The 18262-nt window shown below is 66.8% G+C and carries 19 protein-coding genes; 8 read left to right on the forward strand and 11 right to left on the reverse strand.

Features of this window, described 5'->3' with window-relative positions:
• Positions 1-49: 49 nt before the first annotated feature.
• The gene (locus CXY91_RS07660; RefSeq protein ID WP_100960123.1) at positions 50-454 is read right to left on the reverse strand and encodes a VOC family protein; all 405 of its coding nucleotides are present in this window, start codon (positions 452-454) and stop codon (positions 50-52) included.
• A gap of 70 nt (positions 455-524) precedes the next feature.
• On the opposite strand from CXY91_RS07660, the gene CXY91_RS07665 reads away from it, so the two are divergent.
• The 4 genes from CXY91_RS07665 (at position 525) to CXY91_RS07680 (ending at position 3886) form a co-directional block, all read left to right on the forward strand.
• A complete protein-coding gene (locus CXY91_RS07665) occupies positions 525-1130 on the forward strand; it encodes a TetR/AcrR family transcriptional regulator (RefSeq protein WP_100960125.1) in 606 nt (201 codons plus the stop codon).
• Positions 1131-1284: 154 nt separating this feature from the next.
• Complete coding sequence (locus CXY91_RS07670) at positions 1285-1947, forward strand: tetratricopeptide repeat protein (protein WP_100960127.1); 663 nt, start codon at positions 1285-1287, stop codon at positions 1945-1947.
• Between the two features lie 104 nt (positions 1948-2051).
• On the forward strand, positions 2052-3440 hold the full coding sequence (gene der / locus CXY91_RS07675) for a ribosome biogenesis GTPase Der (RefSeq protein ID WP_100960129.1): 1389 nt from the start codon (positions 2052-2054) through the stop codon (positions 3438-3440).
• The gene (locus CXY91_RS07680; RefSeq protein ID WP_100960130.1) at positions 3440-3886 is read left to right on the forward strand and encodes an NUDIX hydrolase; all 447 of its coding nucleotides are present in this window, start codon (positions 3440-3442) and stop codon (positions 3884-3886) included. The genes der and CXY91_RS07680 overlap by 1 nt, the downstream gene beginning before the upstream one ends.
• A 70-nt stretch (positions 3887-3956) precedes the next feature.
• On the opposite strand, the gene CXY91_RS07685 is transcribed toward CXY91_RS07680, so the two are convergent.
• The 10 genes from CXY91_RS07685 to rpsF form a co-directional block, all read right to left on the reverse strand.
• Entirely contained in the window at positions 3957-4697 is a 741-nt protein-coding gene (locus CXY91_RS07685) for an SDR family NAD(P)-dependent oxidoreductase (protein WP_100960132.1), read from the reverse strand.
• Between the two features lie 19 nt (positions 4698-4716).
• A complete protein-coding gene (gene purF, locus CXY91_RS07690) occupies positions 4717-6186 on the reverse strand; it encodes an amidophosphoribosyltransferase (RefSeq protein ID WP_100960134.1) in 1470 nt (489 codons plus the stop codon).
• A 141-nt stretch (positions 6187-6327) separates the two neighbouring features.
• Positions 6328-7044: a CvpA family protein gene (locus CXY91_RS07695; protein ID WP_091829397.1), complete on the reverse strand. Its 717-nt coding sequence runs from the start codon at positions 7042-7044 to the stop codon at positions 6328-6330.
• Positions 7045-7237: 193 nt separating this feature from the next.
• Complete coding sequence (gene radA / locus CXY91_RS07700) at positions 7238-8662, reverse strand: DNA repair protein RadA (protein WP_091829395.1); 1425 nt, start codon at positions 8660-8662, stop codon at positions 7238-7240.
• Positions 8663-8824: 162 nt separating this feature from the next.
• Complete coding sequence (gene alr, locus CXY91_RS07705) at positions 8825-9955, reverse strand: alanine racemase (protein WP_100960135.1); 1131 nt, start codon at positions 9953-9955, stop codon at positions 8825-8827.
• Positions 9952-11445 carry a replicative DNA helicase gene (locus CXY91_RS07710; protein ID WP_091829391.1) on the reverse strand — a complete coding sequence of 498 codons (1494 nt, stop codon included), beginning with the start codon at positions 11443-11445 and terminating at the stop codon, positions 9952-9954. Before CXY91_RS07710 ends, alr begins: the two co-directional genes overlap by 4 nt.
• A 164-nt stretch (positions 11446-11609) precedes the next feature.
• Positions 11610-12170: a 50S ribosomal protein L9 gene (rplI, locus tag CXY91_RS07715; RefSeq protein WP_091829389.1), complete on the reverse strand. Its 561-nt coding sequence runs from the start codon at positions 12168-12170 to the stop codon at positions 11610-11612.
• Positions 12171-12207: 37 nt separating this feature from the next.
• Positions 12208-13152, reverse strand: coding sequence for a DUF2232 domain-containing protein (locus tag CXY91_RS07720; RefSeq protein ID WP_158673309.1), 945 nt, complete (start codon positions 13150-13152; stop codon positions 12208-12210).
• A 151-nt stretch (positions 13153-13303) separates the two neighbouring features.
• Positions 13304-13549 (reverse strand): 30S ribosomal protein S18, encoded by a 246-nt coding sequence (gene rpsR / locus CXY91_RS07725; RefSeq protein ID WP_038367644.1) that lies wholly within the window; start codon positions 13547-13549, stop codon positions 13304-13306.
• 2 nt (positions 13550-13551) lie between these two features.
• On the reverse strand, positions 13552-14004 hold the full coding sequence (gene rpsF, locus CXY91_RS07730; protein WP_091829385.1) for a 30S ribosomal protein S6: 453 nt from the start codon (positions 14002-14004) through the stop codon (positions 13552-13554).
• 464 nt (positions 14005-14468) lie between these two features.
• On the opposite strand from rpsF, the gene fabD reads away from it, so the two are divergent.
• The 4 genes from fabD (at position 14469) to fabF (ending at position 18230) form a co-directional block, all read left to right on the forward strand.
• Complete coding sequence (fabD, locus tag CXY91_RS07735) at positions 14469-15413, forward strand: ACP S-malonyltransferase (RefSeq protein WP_100960813.1); 945 nt, start codon at positions 14469-14471, stop codon at positions 15411-15413.
• Between the two features lie 30 nt (positions 15414-15443).
• Complete coding sequence (gene fabG / locus CXY91_RS07740) at positions 15444-16181, forward strand: 3-oxoacyl-[acyl-carrier-protein] reductase (RefSeq protein ID WP_100960139.1); 738 nt, start codon at positions 15444-15446, stop codon at positions 16179-16181.
• A 370-nt stretch (positions 16182-16551) separates the two neighbouring features.
• Positions 16552-16785, forward strand: a complete 234-nt coding sequence (locus CXY91_RS07745; RefSeq protein WP_043236751.1) for an acyl carrier protein — start codon at positions 16552-16554, stop codon at positions 16783-16785.
• Between the two features lie 179 nt (positions 16786-16964).
• Positions 16965-18230: a beta-ketoacyl-ACP synthase II gene (gene fabF / locus CXY91_RS07750; RefSeq protein WP_091829379.1), complete on the forward strand. Its 1266-nt coding sequence runs from the start codon at positions 16965-16967 to the stop codon at positions 18228-18230.
• The last annotated feature ends 32 nt before the right edge of the window (positions 18231-18262 follow it).

The following is an 18262-nucleotide window of genomic DNA, read 5'->3' on the forward strand; positions in this document are numbered from 1 at the left end:
CAGCGTGATGGTGGACGCTGAAGCAAGGTGCCTGCCACGAACGGTGCGATCAAGCGTGGGCTTCGGGCGGCGCGCTCATCGGGATCGGCTTGATCACGTCGATCAGCACGCCGCTCGGATCGGCTGTGATGAAGTGGCGCTGGCCGAACCATTCATCGCGCAGCTCCTGCAGGATCGGCAGACCGGCTGCCGTCAGCCTGGCATATTCGGCGTCGACGTCCTCGACCTCGAAGTTCAGGATCAAACCGCTGACGCGGCCGCGGCCGGGGAGGGGGATGGTGTCGTGGCTCCCGTCCAGCACCGCCAGCGTCACCCGCTCGTCGACGGTCGACTGCAGATGGACATACCAGTCCGCCTCGAACTGGGCCTCGAAGCCGAAATGAGCAATGTAGAAGGCGGCGGTCTCGGCGACCTTGTCGGTCATGATCACCGGGTAATAGCTGCTGACTTTCATGGGCTTGCCTGCCTTTCATCAAAAACATACAATCTGCATGTTTATGTGAATTAACATACAGGCTGCACGTATGCAAGAAGCTGGACGACGGTCCAACAAGGATCGCTCCGACACCACGCGCGCCGCGCTGATTGCGGCGGGGCGCAAGCTCTTCGTCAGCCGTGGCTATGCCGAGACCGGCACGCCGGATCTTGTCGCCGAGGCGGGGGTGACGCGCGGCGCGCTCTACCATCACTTCGCCGACAAGCGGGCGCTGTTCCGGGCCGTGGTCGAGGTGGAATCGGCGGCGGTCGCGCGGGAGATCGAGAGCGCGGCCCGGCCCGGCCTGGCGCCGCTGAAAGCACTCAGCAGGGGCGGCGCGGCCTTCCTGGAGGCGATGCGGGAACCGGGCCGAACCCAGCTTCTGCTGATCGATGCCGCGGCGGTGCTCGGCCGCGAGGAACTCGACGCGATCGATGCGCGCCATGGCGGGCGGACGCTTCGCGAAGGGCTAGCAGCGGCGATACAAGCTGGTGCATTGCCAAAGTTGCCGCTGGCGGCAACAGCCCAGTTGCTCGGCGCGGCCTATGACCGCGCTGCTCTTGCGATCGCGGCCGGAGCTGAGCCGAGCGAATGGCACAAGCTCATCGATGCTGTGGTGGCTGGCCTGGCTGTGCCGGGCGCGCCGTCACGATAGGCTTGCCCTGACGGCTCCGTGTGGCCGTTCCGGCTCGCATTCCGCCGGCAAAGATGCTACCCGGCATGCCGCAGCTTTTCAGCTTTGCGCGAATTCTGTCGGTTTGGCCGATTTTGGTCGAGCGGATGGCGCGTGAAGATCAATTCGAGGCGTCATGTCCGACATTTTCCGCGAGATCGACGAGGAGGTTCGCCGCGACAAGGCGAGCGCCATCCTCAAGAAATATGGCAATGTCTTCATCGCCATCGCCGTGCTGGCGGTGGCGGGCGTTGCCGGCTGGCAGTTCTGGCAGCAGCAGGAGCGCAAGAAGGCCGAGGCCGTTGGCGCCAGGTTCGAGGAGGCGGTACGCGCCTCGCGCGACAACAACGTCAGCGCGGCCGAAGCGACGCTGACCGAGCTCGCCGCCAATGCGCCGGCCGGCTACCGGCTGCTCTCGCGCTTCCGCCTCGCTTCCGAGGTCGGCAAGCGTGATGCGGCTGCCGGCGCGACCGCTTTCGACGCCCTCGCCAACGACACCACGCTCGACCAGTATTATCGCGATCTCGCCCGCCTGCGTGCCGGCATGCTGCGCGTCGACCTCGTGCCTTTCGCCGAGCTGCGCAAGGAGCTCGAGCCGCTGGCGACGCCCACCGGGCTGTGGCGCCATTCGGCCCGCGAATTCCTCGGCATTGCCGCGCTGAAGGCCAACCTGTTCGAGGATGCCGGACGCTGGTTCGACGCCGTGGTTGCCGATCCGCAATCACCGCAGGTGCTGCGCCAGCGCGTCGAGCTCTATCTCACGCTGGTGCGCGGCGGCCCCGTCACCATCAAGAACTGACATCGGGCGCCGCCGTCACAGGTGGCCGCCCTCCAGGCTTGGGCCCCTTCCGGACAGTGGAGCCACTTTCCGGACGAGGCCCGATGCTGCATTAAAGACGGATCATGAGCGCCATCATCGCCATCGTCGGCCGACCCAATGTCGGCAAGTCGACCCTGTTCAACCGGCTCGTCGGCAAGAAGCTCGCGCTCGTCGACGATCAGCCTGGCGTCACGCGCGATCGCCGCGAGGGCGACGCCAGCCTCGGCCATCTGCGCTTCACGGTGATCGATACCGCCGGCCTCGAAGAGGCCGACAAGGATTCGCTCGCTGGCCGCATGCGCGCCCAGACCGAAACCGCGATCGACCAGGCCGACGTCATCCTGTTCATGATCGATGCCCGCCTCGGCCTGACGCCGATGGACCAGCCTTTCGCCGAGCTGGTGCGCCGCTCCGGCAAGCCCGTCATCCTGCTCGCCAACAAGGCCGAGGGGAACAAGGGCAAGGACGGCGTGATGGAGGCCTTTGCGCTCGGGCTCGGTGATCCCGTGCCGTTCTCGGCCGAACATGGCGAGGGCACCTCCGACCTGCTGGAGGCCCTGGCGCCTTACGTCGACGACGAGCCGGAGGAGGACGAGGAGGAGGCCTGGGCCGACGTGCCCGCCGATGCCCCGTCTGATGAGGACATCGATCCGAACCGGCCGCTGCGCGTCACCATCATCGGCCGGCCCAATGCCGGCAAGTCGACGCTGGTCAACCGGATGATCGGCGAGGAGCGCCTGTTGACCGGCCCCGAGGCCGGCATCACCCGCGACACCATCTCGGTCGAATGGGAATGGCGCGGACGGCCGGTCAAGCTGTTCGACACCGCCGGAATGCGCAAGCGCGCCCGCATCGACGAGAAGCTCGAAAAGCTCGCCGTGGCGGATTCGCTGCGGGCCATCCGCTTCGCCGAGGTCGTGGTAGTCCTGCTCGATGCCACCATCCCCTTCGAGAAGCAGGACCTGACCCTGGCCGACCTGAGCGAGCGCGAAGGCCGCGCCGTCGTCATCGGCCTGAACAAATGGGACCTCGTCGCCGATAAGCAGGGCCTGCTCGCCGAGCTGAAGGAGAAGGCGCATCATTTGCTGGCGCAGATCCGCGGCGTCGAGATCGTGCCGCTCTCCGGCATCGCCGGCGAGGGCATCGACCGGCTGATGCAGGCGGTGTTCCGCTCCTATGAGGTCTGGAACCGTCGCGTGTCCACCGCGAAGATCAATCGCTGGCTCGAAGGCGTGCTCTCGGCCCATCCGCCCCCGGCCGTGGCCGGCCGGCGCATCAAGATCCGCTACATGACGCAAGCCAAGGCGCGGCCGCCGACCTTCGCGCTGTTCGGGAACCAGCTCGATCACCTGCCGGTGTCCTATACGCGCTACCTGGTCAACAACCTGCGTGAGGCCTTCGAACTGCCCGGCACGCCGATCAGGCTCCACACCCGCGGCGGCGCCAACCCCTACGACAAGAGCAAGGGCTGATGCTGGAGACCGTCAGCGCGCTGTTCCTGCGCGCCGACGGGCGGGTGCTGCTCGGGCTGCGCGCCTCTTGGAAACGCGCCTGGGCCGATCACTGGGACGCGATCGGCGGCAGGGTCGAGGCGGGCGAAGCGCTGGATGCCGCGCTCATCCGCGAATGCCGGGAGGAGGTCGGGCTGGTCCCGCAGACCTACCGGCTGATGCTCTCCGCCGAAGAGCGCTTTCCGGAGCGCAACGGCGCAGCGCTGCACCACATCTATGTCGTTTCCGGCTGGGACGGCGACGAGGCCGAGAACCTCTCCGACGAGCATGTCCGCATCGGTTGGTTCTCTCGACGAGATGGCGGCGTTGCCGAACCTTACGGTGCCAGACCTGATCGCGGTGGTGCGGGAGTATGCGGCGACGTGAAGAGGCGCGTCATGCTCGGGCTCGACACGAGCATCTCATGACGGACGGCGCCTCTATCGGCCTGAGATTGTCGGCTCTGCGCTTCGCTTCGGTCGAGAATGACGCCGGTTGTTAAGCCGGCATCTGCGGCGTCAGCACCTTGCCCTGCGGGAAGTCGAAGATCTTGCCGGTCTCGCTCCACTCCGGCGAAGCGATCTCGACGAGGTGCGGCGCCAGATCCTCGGGCGTCTTCAACGTCATCGGGTCTTCGCCCGGCATCGCCTGGGCGCGCATGCGCGTGCGCAAGGGGCCCGGATTGACCAGCATGACCCGCAGATTGGTCGAGCGGGTCTCGTCGGCATAGCTGCGCGCCATCGCCTCAAGCGCTGCCTTGGAAACGGCATACGGCGCCCAATAGGCGAGGCCCTTATGCGCCGCGCCGGAGGACAGGAAGATCGCCCGGCCGGATTCGGACGCCTTCAGCGCCGGCTCGACCGATTTCAGCAGCCGCCAGTTGGCGCTGACATTGATGTCGAAGACCTCGGCCCATTCCTTGGCGCTGACATGGGTCAGCGGCGCCAGCGGTCCGAGGATGCCGGCATTGGCGAGCAGGATGTCGAGCCGGCCCCAGCGCTCGAGCAGGGCAGGGCCCAGCTTCTCGATCGCGGCGGCATCGGCGAGGTCGGCCGGGACCAAAGTCGCGCTGCCGCCGATCGCCCTGATCTCGTCGTCGAGCTCTTCCAGCCCGCCGGTGGTTCGCGCCAGTGCGATCACATGGGCACCTGCCTCGGCAAAGGCGAACGCTGCGGCGCGGCCGATCCCGCGCGACGCGCCGGTGACGAGCGCGATGCGCCCTTCCAGAGGCTTGGTCATCGAAATCCCGTCGAAAGGCTCAGCCGGCGGCCAGAAGCGACATCTGCTGCTTGGCACTCTCGCCGACGACATCGGTCAGCGAGGTCGGATAGTCGCCGGTGAAGTAATGGTCGGTGAACTGCGGCCGGGTCGGATCACGCTGTTCATGCCCCATCGCCTTGTAGAGGCCGTCGACCGAGATGAAGGCGAGCGAATCGGCGCCGACGAACTGGCGCATCTCCTCGAGCGTATGGGTCGCGGCGAGCAGCTTCTGCTGGTCGGGCGTATCGATGCCGTAATAGTCGGGATGGGTGATCGGCGGCGAGGAGATGCGGAAATGCACCTCGCGGGCGCCAGCCTCGCGCATCATCTTGACGATCTTCAGCGAGGTCGTGCCGCGCACGATCGAATCGTCGACCAGCACGATACGCTTGCCCTCGACCACGCTGCGATTGGCCGAGTGCTTCAGGCGCACGCCGAGCTCGCGCACCTTCTGCGTCGGCTCGATGAAGGTGCGGCCGACATAGTGGTTGCGGATGATGCCGAGCTCGAACGGGATGCCGCTCGCCTGGGCATAGCCGAGCGCCGCCGGCACGCCGGAATCGGGGACCGGCACGATCACGTCGGCGTCGGCCGGGGCTTCAGCGGCGAGCTGCGCGCCCATTGCCTTGCGGCGCTCATAGATGCTGCGGCCCTTCACGATCGAATCCGGCCGGGCGAAATAGATGTACTCGAAGATGCAGGGCCGTTCCGGTACCGGCGGGAAGGGCTTGTGGCTCTCGATACCCTGCTCGGAGATGACGATAACCTCGCCATTCTCGATCTCGCGGACAAACTTGGCGCCGATGATGTCGAGCGCGCAGGTCTCGGAGGTCAGGATCGGGCAGCCATTGAGGTCGCCGAGCACCAGCGGGCGGATGCCAAGCGGGTCGCGCGCGCCGACAAGCTTCTTGTTGGTGATGCCGACGAAGGCATAGGCGCCCTCGATCTGCCGCAGCGCGTCGATGAAGCGCTCGATGAATTTCGGCTTGCGGCTGCGTGCGACGAGATGGAGCAGCACCTCGGTGTCCGAGGTCGACTGGTAGATCGCGCCGTCACGGACGAGATTGCGCCGCAGCGTCAGCCCGTTGGTCAGGTTGCCGTTATGTGCTACCGCGAAGCCACCGCCATGCAATTCGGAGAACAGCGGCTGGACGTTGCGCAGGATGGTCTCGCCGGTGGTCGAATAGCGGACATGGCCGATCGCCTGCTTGCCCTTGAGCTTCTCGATCACGCTCGCATCGGAGAAGGCGTCGCCGACCAGGCCAAGTTGGCGCTCGGTGTGAAAGCGCTTGCCGTCGAAGGAGACGATGCCGGTCGCCTCCTGGCCGCGGTGCTGGAGTGCGTGCAGGCCGAGCGCGGTCAGCGCGGCGGCGTCCTCATGGCCAAAGATGCCGAAGACGCCGCACTCCTCACGCAAACGGTCGGCGTTCGGATCGAACACGGCGTCGGCATCGTGGATCAGGCTCATCGCAAGGCTCCATCGCGGCTTCAATACGGCTTCCGTTCGGCAGGCCGCCGAACGGAGAGAATCTGCCAACTACTTGTTAGAGCGGGGCGTCATCGCAAGAACGGGTGCCGTTTTTGTGATGAGGCCAGGCTCTGGTTCCAATCAGGGCCGGCGTTGCGCCGGGGCGGGCGTCGTGCCGGTGGCGGCCGGGGCAGTTGTATCGATCACGCGCTGCAGCGCTTGCCGGTCGGTGGCGGGCGCCTGGGTGCGGCGCTGCGGATCGGCCGGAGCGGTGCCGCCGGCCGGCGGGTTGGTGCCCGGCGTGCGCGGCTCCTCGGCCGGTGCGTCGGTCGATTCAGGCGTCTTCGGCTGCAGCAGCTTCTTCACGAATTCCGAATCGATATCCTGAGGCAGCATTGTCAGCAGGCTGCGGCCGGTTTCTTCCAGAAGCGGCTTGGAGCGCGAATCGCGTGCCCAGGCCGGCTGCATCTTTTCCGGCACCAGCGCGGTGAAGAAGAGATAGCCGACGACGGCCAGCAGCAGGCCGCGGGCGGCGCCGAAGACGAAGCCGAGAGTGCGGTCCAGCGCACCGATGCGCGAATCGAGCACGAAGTCCGAAATCCGCGCCGTGATCAGCGAGACGACGATCAGCGTCCCCAGGAACAGGGCCGCGATCACCGCGACGAGCGCCACGGTCTTGTTCGGGATGTGCTGCTGCACCAGCGGCAGCAGCTGTGGATGGAATATCCAGGCGACGACGGCGGCGGCGGCCCAGGAGGCGATCGCCAGCACTTCGCGCGTCAGGCCGCGCACGGCTGCCAGCAAAGCCGAGATCAACACCACGCCGATGACGACGAGATCGAGAATTGTCACAGGCATGTCAGGGCCGCTTCGCTGCAAAATCGGGGCCGGCACGCGTCAAATGGGTGGGCCGGACGGATTTTGCTATACCTGCTCGCGTGCCGCGCGTCACCCATCCAGTCGGCTCATTTTGCACTGCGGGAGCCGGATTCGATCAGGTTATCCAAGCTGATCGGAGAATCCGCCTCTCCACTCTGATATCGAGTCCGCTTCATCGGTCTGCTTGCTGAGCGCGCTGACTGGAACGAGCCCGGGGAGCGCTTGCTGCGATTTCTGCAACGAGCTCGCCGACATGACTGAGACGGCGCAATCTCAGGCCGTTGCCGTCGCCGATATCGGCTCCCGCTGCGGGCAGGACGGCACTCTCGAAACCCAGCTTGGCGGCCTCGCGCAGTCTCGCAGCTGCGACCGAGACCGGCCGGATCGCGCCCGACAGGGCGATTTCGCCGAAATGGACCGCGCCGGACGGCAGGATCGCCCCGGTCAGCGAGGAAACCAGCGCGGCGGCGACGGCAAGGTCGGCCGCCGGCTCGCCGACGCGCAGGCCGCCGGCGACGTTGAGATAGACGTCGTGCTGGCCGAGCTTTAAGCCCCCATGCGTCTCCAGCACGGCCAGCACCATGGCCAGGCGGCTGTTTTCCCAGCCGACCACGGCGCGGCGGGGCGTGCCGAGCGCACTCGGCGCCACCAGCGCCTGGATCTCGACCAGCACCGGCCGCGTGCCCTCGATGCTGGCGAGCACGGCGGCGCCCGGCGCATCCTGGTCGCGCCCGGCGAGGAAGAGGGCGGAGGGGTTGCCGACTTCGGAGAGGCCGGCGCCCGTCATCTCGAAGACGCCGATCTCGTCGGTGGCGCCGAAGCGGTTCTTCTGGCCGCGCAGGATGCGGAAGGAATGGGTGCCTTCGCCTTCGAAGGACAGCACCGCGTCGACCATGTGTTCGACGACACGCGGACCGGCGATCTGGCCATCCTTGGTGACGTGACCGACCAGGATCAGGCAGGCGCCGGAGGTCTTGGCGTAGCGGATCAGCGCCTGGGCCGAGCCGCGCACCTGAGTCACCGTGCCAGGCGCGCTCTCGACCTCGGACGACCACATGGTCTGGATCGAATCGATCACCACGAGGGCAGGGCGCTCGCCTTGCCCGAGCGTGGCGATAATGTCTTCGATGTTCGTCTCGGCGGCGAGGTCGACCGGCGCTTCTGCGAGCCCCATGCGCTGGGCTCGCAGGCGAACCTGGCTGGTCGATTCCTCACCCGAGACATAGACCACGCGCCGACCGGTCATCGCCATGGCGGCGCAGGCCTGCATCAGCAGGGTCGACTTGCCGATGCCGGGATCGCCGCCGATCAGCAGGACCGATCCCGGCACGAAGCCGCCGCCGGTAACGCGGTCGAGCTCGCCGATCCCGGAGACGATGCGCGGTGCGTCCTGCGTCTCGCCCTTCAGGCTCTCCAGCGCGAAGATGCGGCCGCGGGCTCGACCGCCGGAGGGCACTCGGCCCCCACCGGGGACCGGCGCGGCCTGAGCCTCTTCGGAGAGCGACGACCAGGTGCCGCAGGAATCGCACTTGCCCTGCCAGCGGTGGTAGACCGCGCCGCAGGCCTGGCAGACGTAAGTCGGGCCGCGCTTGGCCATCGCTACATTGTCATTCCGGGGCGCGGCAAAGCCGCGAACCCGGAACCCATGACGGGGTGCGGCCTTTGCCTGGCGCTGCAGGAAGCGTTCACCCGGTCGTGGCTTCCGGGTTCTTCGCTGGCGCGAAGCCCCGGAATGACAATGGAGGTGGCAGCCATCGCGTCAAAGCCCGACATAGCGCCGCGCGTGGCGGCGGCCGAGGCTGGTCAGGATTTCGTAGCCGATCGTCTTGGCCCCGGCGCCGACCGCCTCCAGGTCGAGCTCGCCCCCGATCAGCGTAACGGCTGAGCCCCGTTTGGCCGCCTCGGCCGGTGCGTCCGAGACGTCGACGATGATCAAATCCATCGAGACCGTGCCGACGAAGGGGCAGCGCACCCCGCCGACCAGCGCCGAGCCGCCCTGCGAACGATCGGTCCAGCTGGCATTGCGCGGGTAGCCGTCGGCATAGCCCAGGCAGATGGTGGCGAGCTTGCGCCGACCCTTCGCCGTCCAGGTGCCGTTATAGCCGACCTGCGTGCCGGTCTCGACCTCGCGCAGCTGGATGATCTGCGCCTCGAGCCCGACCACCGGCCGCATCGGATTCGGCTTGCCGGGTGTCGGATTACCGCCATAGAGCGCATAGCCAGGCCGAGTGATTTGGTAGGAGGGACAACCCGGCAGGAAATGGCCGGAGGAGTTCAGCAGCGAGGCGGGCACGCCGGGAAAGGCCGCGGCGACTTCGGCGAAGGCCGATACCTGCCGGGCGTTGGCTGGGTCGTCGATCACTTCCGACGCAGCAAAGTGGCTCATCACCAACCCGATCCCTGCGGCGGCGACCACCCCGCTTTTTTCGCGTGCCAGGTCGAGCCCTTCGCCGGGCCAGAGCCCGAGCCGGTTCATGGCGGTGTCGACATGCAGAGCCGCCGGCCTGACCTTGGCGCCGCTCTGCCGGAAGCCGGCCCATTCGAGCAACTCCTCGTGCGAGCCCAGCACTGGCGAAAGGTCGTGCTCGGCGTAAGTCCCGCCGGTTTCCGGCGCGAGGCCGTTGAGCACATAGATCGCGGCCTCAGGTGCGACGGTACGGGCGCGCACCGCCTCGGACAGATGCGCAACGAAGAAGGTCCTGCAGCCGGCCTTGGCAAGGGCCGTGACGGCCGGCTCGATGCCGATGCCATAGGCATTGGCCTTGACCACGGCGGCGGCTTCCGTGCCGGCGCGCTGCTTCAGCATACGCCAATTCGCGACGAACGCGCCGAGATCGATCGTCAGGATGGCGCCGTGGCCGGCATTCTCGGGCGTGTCGAAGGCGTTCATTCGAGACGTTCCGGTAGATGGCTCTGATCGGCCCTGTCGGAGAAGCGCGTCACGTCGGCGTCGAACTGCAGCGCGACGGTTCCGGTCGGGCCGTGGCGCTGCTTGCCGATGATGAGCTCGGCGAGCCCATGGGCCGCCTCCATCTCCATCACCCACTTGTTGTGCTCGTCGGTGCCCGGCCGTGGCTCCTTGCCCTTGAGATAATACTCTTCGCGATAGACGAACATCACCACGTCGGCGTCCTGCTCGATCGAGCCGGATTCACGCAGATCCGAGAGCTGGGGGCGCTTGTCGTCACGGTTCTCGACCTGGCGCGAGAGCTGCGAGAGCGCGACGATCGGGACGTTGAGCTCCTTGGCCAGCGCCTTCAGGCTGGTAGTGATTTCGGTCAGCTCCTGCACGCGGTTCTGGCCGGCCTTCGAAGAGCCGGAGAGCAGCTGCAGGTAGTCGATGAACAGGATGTCGAGCCCCTTCTGGCGCTGCAGGCGGCGGGCGCGGGCGACAAGCTGGGCGATCGAGATGCCGCCGGTCTGGTCGATATAGAGCGGCAGTTTCTCGATCTGGGCGGCAACGTCGGTCAGCCGGGCGAAATCGCCCTCGGTGATGCGGCCCTGCCTGATCTTGTAGGAGGAGATGCCCGACTGCTCGGCGACGATACGGGTGGCGAGCTGGTCGGCCGACATTTCGAGCGAGAAGAAGCCGACGATAGCGCCGTCGACCGACTTGATCGTGCCGTCCTCCTGGCGCTCGCCGCGCCAGGCCTTGGCCATGTTGAACGCGATATTGGTCGCGAGCGAGGTCTTGCCCATGGCCGGGCGGCCGGCGAGCACGATCAGGTCGGAGCGCTGCAGGCCGCCCATCCGCGCGTCGAGATCGCGCAGCCCCGACGAGATGCCGGAGAGGCCGCCGGCGCGCTGGAAGGCGCTCGCCGCCATGTCGATGGCGAGCCGCAGCGCCCCGTCGAATTTCTGGAAACCGCCCTCGTACCGGCCCTTCTCGGCGAGCGCATAGAGCTTGCGCTCGGCATCCTCGATCTGCTCGCGCGGCGCCATGTCGACCGGCGCGTCATAGGCGACGTTCACCAGTTCTTCGCCGACGCCGATCAACTGGCGACGGACGGCGAGGTCGTAGATGGTCCGGCCATAGTCGGCAGCGTTGATGACGGTCGTCGCCTCGGCCGCGAGCCGGGCGAGATACTGCGGCGCAGTGATGCCGCCGAGATCGATCTCGCCGACGAAGGTCTTGAGCGTGATCGGCGTCGCGATCTTCCCCGCCCGGATCATGCTGCTCATCAGCTCGAAGATCCGCCGGTGCAGCTCCTCGAAGAAGTGCTCGGGCTGCAGGAAGTCCGAGACCCGGTAGAAGGCGTCGTTGTTGACCAGGATGGCGCCCAACAGCGCCTGCTCCGCCTCGATATTGTGCGGCTGGACGCGGAAGTTGGCCTCGTGACTGGTCTCGAGGCGGGCGACGAGGGCGGTGGCAGTGGCCATAGCCTGCAGGCAATCTCGCTGGGATGAGTCGGAGCTGGTTCACTCTAGCATTTGCCGGCGCTTGGCGAGTGTCAGGAACGCAATCCACCCCAGTTCACAGGCGATACGAAAAGGGCGCCGTGTTGCCACGGCGCCCATTGACTCGTGCAAGCCTCTGAAAGGGCTCAGCGGTCGTCGCCGGCCTCGGCCAGCGCCGCGCCGACTTCGAGGCCGAGATCGTCGAGATCGAACTCCTCGCGGGCGGTGACGTTCTCGCCGGCCGCCTGGCGCTGGGCCTCTTCAGCCGAGCGGGCGATGTTGACGGTCACGGTGACCGAGACTTCCGGGTGCAGCACGACCGGGACGGTGTGCAGGCCGAGCGTCTTGATCGGGGTGTTGAGCGTGACCTGGTTGCGGTCGACGGTGAAGCCCTCGGCGCCCAGCGCCTCGGCGATGTCGCGGGTCGAGACCGAACCGTAGAGCACGCCGGACTCGCCCGACTGGCGCAGGATCACGACCGACTGCCCGTCCAGGTTCTCAGCGACCGAGTCGGCCTCGCGCTTCAGCTCGAGGTTGCGGGTCTCGAGCTGGGCGCGCTGGGTCTCGAAGCGCTTCTTGTTCTCTTCGGTGGCGCGCAGGGCCTTGCCGCGGGCGAGCAGGAAATTGCGGGCATAGCCGTCGCGCACACGGACGGTCTCGCCCATCTGGCCGAGCTTGGCGACGCGTTCGAGCAGGATCACTTCCATGGGTCTTCTCCTTTGAGTTCGTGAGAGGCGTTTGGGTTCAGGCAGCAGGCGACGCCGGCGGCTTGCGCCGGCGAAGGTCGATCAGCGCGTCGGCGATGCCGAGCAGCGCGAGGAATGGGAAGACGGTGATCAGCATGACCACGAGCGCGAGATAGATCGCGAGCAAGGTCGGCGTCCGCCAGGATTTGCCCCGGCTGAGGTCGTGGACGGCGGCGAGCCCGGCGAGGCCGAAGGCGGCGACCAGCGCGCCTGCCAGTGCAGCTCCGGCCAGGCCGATGAAGCCGCCGGCGAAGCTGAGCAGGATCCCGCCGACGAGCCCGGCCACGGCCTGCGCCGGCAGTCGGGTCGCGGAGATGAGAGGCCAGGGGCGCGGCAGCCGGCCGGAGACCCGCACCGCCTTCGCCGCCAGCCAGAGATTGGCGACGATCATCGGCACGAAGGAGGCGCCGGCCGCGGCGGGCACAAGGGCCGCGAGCCGGGCCGCGATTTCGCCGGCGTCAACGCCGGCCGGCAGCCGCACGACAGGGCCGATGCCCTCGCCGCCGCTGAGCACGAGCCGCAGACCATGCGTCATGACACGCTGGTAGGTCTCGAAATCGGTGGAGATGGCGAGCGCGCCGCCCACCGTCACCAGCGTCGCGACGGCGGCGATCCAGACCAGCAGGCGTCCGAGCGGATACCATTCGCTGTTGTTCTGGTCGTCATTGCGGGCCAGCAAGGCGAGATAGGCGATCCACCAGGCCGGCAGGGCCGCGCCGATGGCGAAGGCGAGCCCGAGCGAGAGCTTGAGCACGAGGGTGACCGCGAGCGTGCCGGAAGCGACGGCGACCAGTCCGGCGCGGTGGTTCCAGCCGAGCGCTGCGATGAAGACGGGGAGCGGGGCGACATAGGACAGCAGCAACGCCAGCGGCGATCCGGTGATCACCACTGTGAACAGAAGGGCTGAAACCAGCCCGGCGCCGATGCCGACGATGGGGAGCATATCCGTCCTGCTGTCCCGCTGCTCGAAAAGGGCAGGGTGAGAGGCTGATCGCCTCAACATACCAGACGGGTTTTCACCGCCTGGCGACTAAAGTTTACGTGGGATCGAAAGCCCGGCGGCGCTGGGCGCCGCCGGGGAAATCTTCACCCGCTCAGCGGATGACGTAAGGCAGCAGGCCGAGGAAGCGGGCGCGCTTGATCGCCTGGGCGAGCTCGCGCTGCTTCTTGGCCGAGACAGCCGTGATGCGCGACGGCACGATCTTGCCGCGCTCGGAGATGTAGCGCGAGAGCAGGCGCACATCCTTGTAGTCGATCTTCGGCGCGCCCTCGCCCGAGAACGGGCAGGACTTGCGGCGGCGGAAGAAGGGGCGGCGGGCGCCGGCGGATGCAGTCGACATGCTCAGGCCTCCCCAGCGGTAGCTTCGGTCGTCGCTTCGTCTTCACGACGCGGACGCTCGCGGCGCGGGCCGCGGTCGAAACGGTCACCGCCGCCCGGGCCACGGTCAAAGCGATCGCTACGCTCGTCGCGGTCGCGCTTCTGCAGCATGACCGACTGACCTTCCTCGAGTTCCTCGACGCGGATGGTCATGAAGCGCAGCACGTCTTCGTTGATGCGCATCTGGCGCTCCATCTCGGCGACGGCCGCCGCGGGAGCGTTGATGTTCAGCAGCGAGTAGTGCGCCTTACGGTTCTTCTTGATGCGATAGCCCAGCGACTTCACGCCCCAGTACTCGACCTTGGGGACGGAACCGCCATTCGCCTCGACGATGCCCTTGAACTGCTCGACAAGGGCCTCGACCTGCTGCGCGCTGACATCTTGCCGCGCGAGCAGAACGTGCTCGTACAATGCCATGATTGGCCTTTCTTCGTTCACCGGTTTCGTTCGACGCGGAGCCCTCCGAGCCCTGGATAAAGGCCCGACAGGATTTCTTCGAAGGCGGAGACACGGGACGGCGGCCCCTTGATGCGGAGCCTACGAAACGCTTCCTTGCGGGAATGGCTTCGCCGTCCGTTCAGCCTCCGGCCGAACAAACCGAGGCGGTCGTTACAGCGAGGCAGTCCATCATGCAAGCGGAAAACATCGCAAAAAGCTGATGCAAGTCGACTTTCGTCGCGTAAACGCCTTGACTTGGCCAGCTGCACGGTGCGACTGCGCCCCGACTTGTTAACCAAGAGCAGGATGCGAAAAAGCGGGAACTGGTTTTTCGCATCCTGCTCTCAACTTTAAGTCGGAGACGGATCTAGTTTTCAGTGGAAACGCGTGGCGCTTCGACCGAAAACATCCGGCTCCGGCATCGTTTTCAGGACCATTGCGACATGGCGACGGCTTTCATCTTTCCAGGGCAGGGTTCGCAGGCGGTCGGCATGGGCAAGGCGCTCGCCGAAGCCTTTCCGGTGGCGCGCGCCGTCTTCGACGAGGTCGATGCCGCGCTTTCGCAGAAGCTCTCCGCCTTGATGTGGGAAGGGCCGGGCGAGGAATTGACCCTGACCGCCAATGCCCAGCCGGCGCTGATGGCGGTGAGCCTGGCCGCGATCCGCGTGCTCGAGGCCGAAGCGGGGCTGTCGCTCAAGAACGACGCCGCCTTCGTCGCCGGCCATTCGCTCGGCGAGTATTCGGCGCTGGCTGCGGCCGGCACCGTCTCGATCAGTGATGCCGCCCGCTTGCTGCGCATCCGCGGCGACGCCATGCAGAAGGCGGTGCCGGCCGGCGAGGGCGCCATGGCGGCGCTGCTCGGCGTCGAGCTCGACCAGGCCCGCGCGATCGCGGCCGATGCTGCGCAGAGCCAGGTCTGCCAGGTGGCCAATGACAATGGCGGCGGCCAGGTCGTGCTCTCCGGTGCCAAGGCCGCGGTCGAGCGGGCGATCGCGCTTGCCGGCGAACGCGGCGTGCGCCGCGCCATGCTGCTGCCGGTTTCCGCGCCCTTCCATTGCGCCCTGATGCAGCCGGCGGCCGAAGCGATGCAGGCAGCGCTCGCCGAGGTCGCGATGCAGGCTCCGGCCGTGCCGGTCATGGCCAATGTCGGCGCCGCGCCTCTGAGCGATCCGGCCGCCATCCGGGCTTCGCTGGTGGCGCAGGTCACCGGCACCGTGCGCTGGCGCGAATGCGTCGAGGCGATGGCGGCAGCCGGCGCCACTCAATTCTATGAGGTCGGCTCGGGCAAGGTGCTCGCCGGTCTGGTCAAGCGTATCGCGGCAGGATCCGCTGCGGCGTCGATCGGAACCCCCGACGACATCGCGGCTTACAAGGCCCAGAAGGGCTGACCGGCTACAAGCCGGGATAGGGGAGGCACAATGCTCGATCTGACGGGTAAGAAGGCGCTTGTCACCGGCGCCACCGGCGGCCTTGGCGGCGCTATCGCGCGCAAGCTCCATGCCCAGGGCGCGACCGTGGCCTTGTCTGGCACGCGTGTCGAGGCGCTGGAGGCGTTGGCGAAGGAACTCGGCGAGCGGGCCGAGGTCACGCCCTGCGATCTGTCGGATAGCGATTCGGTCGAGGCGCTGGTGCCGGCTGCCGAGGCCAAGCTCGGCGGGCTCGACATCCTCGTCAACAATGCCGGCGTCACCCGCGACAATCTCTTCATGCGTCTCAAGGACGAGGACTGGGATCTCGTTCTCGCCGTCAACCTGACCGCCGCCTTCCGGCTCTCGCGCGCGGCGGTGAAGAGCATGATGCGCCGGCGCTATGGCCGCATCGTTTCGATCGGCTCGGTAGTCGGCACCAGCGGCAATCCGGGGCAGGGCAACTATGCGGCATCCAAGGCCGGCCTGATCGGCATGTCGAAGTCGCTTGCCGCCGAGGTTGCGAGCCGTAACATCACTGTCAATGTCGTCGCTCCCGGCTTCATCGAGTCGCCGATGACCGACGCGCTGAACGACAAGCAGCGCGAGAGCATCCTCACCGACGTGCCGATGGGCCGGCTCGGGCGGGGAGCGGACGTTGCGGCGGCCGTGGCCTATCTCGCCAGCGAGGAAGCCGGTTACGTCACCGGGCAGACCCTTCACGTCAACGGCGGAATGGCAATGATCTGAACCGGTTATGTCGGTCTTTCAATGCACTTAAAGGTTTGATCTGCGCTCTCGCCAGCCTATTGCGAGTGTGTTAAGGACCCAGCCGGCCACGCGCCGACCGTTGTTTCGGAGCTCGAACCGATCAGGTTGACGCAACCTGATGGGCAGATTCGGCTCTGGGCTCTTGTTGGGGGATGCGTGATCCGATCAGATGGCGTGGCAATCTGTTCGGCACGTGCTCTTGGGACTTGACGCCGGCCCGGTTGTTGCGTTTGTGCAGCCATGAACACCCGGCGTGGTCCGCCGCCAGGCGAAGGATCCGGGCCGGGAAATCAGTTTCACCCACGCGTCGCTGTCAGCGGTGTGTTTTTGAGGTTTGAGGGAAAGACCCATGAGCGATGTCGCCGAGCGCGTGAAGAAGATCGTGATCGAGCACCTCGGCGTTGAGCCGGAGAAGGTTGTCGAGGGCGCCAATTTCATCGAGGACCTCGGTGCCGACAGCCTCGACACCGTCGAGCTGGTCATGGCTTTCGAGGAAGAGTTCGGCGTCGAGATCCCGGACGACGCGGCCGAGACGATCGTGACCGTCGGCGACGCGGTCAAGTTCCTGTCGAAGTCGGCCTGACAAGGCCTTGGCCCCGGCGCGCGCCGGAGCCGGATGATTTCAGCTGGAAACGCCTTGCGTTTCCAGCTGAAATCTGAATCCGTCTCTCAACTGTAGTTGGAGCAGGATTCATGCGAAAAGCCGGTTTCCACTTTTTCGCATCCTGCTCCAGCGCGCCGGAGCTGAATTGAGGAAGACCGATGCGGCGTGTCGTCGTCACCGGACTGGGCATGGTGACTCCGCTCGGATGCGGGGTCGAGCCGAGCTGGTCACGCATTCTGGCTGGCGAAAGCGGTGCCGGCCCGATCACCACTTTCGATGTCTCCGACCTGCCGGCCCAGATCGCCTGCAGTATACCGCGCGGCGATGGCTCGAACGGCACCTTCAATCCCGACGATTGGATGGAGCCGAAGGAGCAGCGCAAGGTCGATGATTTCATCGTTTTCGCCATGGCTGCGGCGACGCAGGCCCTGCGTGACTCCGGCTGGAAGCCCGAAAGCTATGAGGATCAGATCGCGACCGGCGTCGCCATCGGTTCCGGCATCGGCGGGCTTGGCGGCATCTATGAAGCCTCGCTGCTGCTGAAGGAGCGCGGCCCGCGCCGGCTCTCTCCCTTCTTCATCCCCGGCCGTCTCAGCAATCTCGCCGCCGGCTATGTCTCGATCGAGCACGGGCTGAAGGGCCCGAACCACGCCGTCGTCACTGCCTGCTCGACCGGCGCCCACGCTATCGGCGACGCTGCCCGCATGGTCGCGCTCGGCGACGCCGAGGTCATGCTGGCAGGCGGCGCCGAATCGGCGATCAACCGCATCGGCATCGCCGGATTCTGCGCCTGCCGCGCGCTTTCGACCGGTTTCAACGAGACGCCCGAGAAGGCCTCGCGCCCCTATGACAAGGATCGCGACGGCTTCGTCATGGGCGAGGGCGCCGGCGTCGTCGTGCTCGAGGAACTCGAGCACGCTAGGGCCCGTGGCGCGCGCATCTATGCCGAGGTCGTCGGCTACGGCATGTCGGGCGACGCCTATCACATCACCTCGCCGTCCGAGGATGGCGACGGCGCCTATCGCTGCATGCAGGCGGCGTTGAAGCGCGCGGGTCTGCGCGCCTCGGAGGTCGACTACATTAACGCACACGGCACCTCGACGCAGGTCGGCGACGAGATCGAATTGCGTGCCGTCGAACGCCTGCTCGCCAATGCGCCGAACCGGCCCGCCATGTCCTCGACCAAATCGGCGACCGGCCATCTGCTCGGCGCCGCCGGCGCGATCGAAGCGATCTTCTCGGTGCTGGCGATCCGCGATCAGATCGTGCCGCCGACGATCAATCTCGACAACCCGTCCGTCGAGACCGAGCTCGATCTCGTGCCGCACAAAGCCAAGAAGCGGAAGGTCGACATCGCCCTGTCGAACTCGTTCGGTTTCGGCGGCACCAATGCCTCGCTGGTGATGCGCCGCCTCGTCGACTGAGGACAAGCGCGCTTTCGCCACAATTTTCGCTA

The organism is Allobosea sp. FBZP-16 (genome assembly GCF_002831785.1).
Taxonomy (GTDB): Bacteria; Pseudomonadota; Alphaproteobacteria; order Rhizobiales; family Beijerinckiaceae; genus Allobosea; species Allobosea lupini.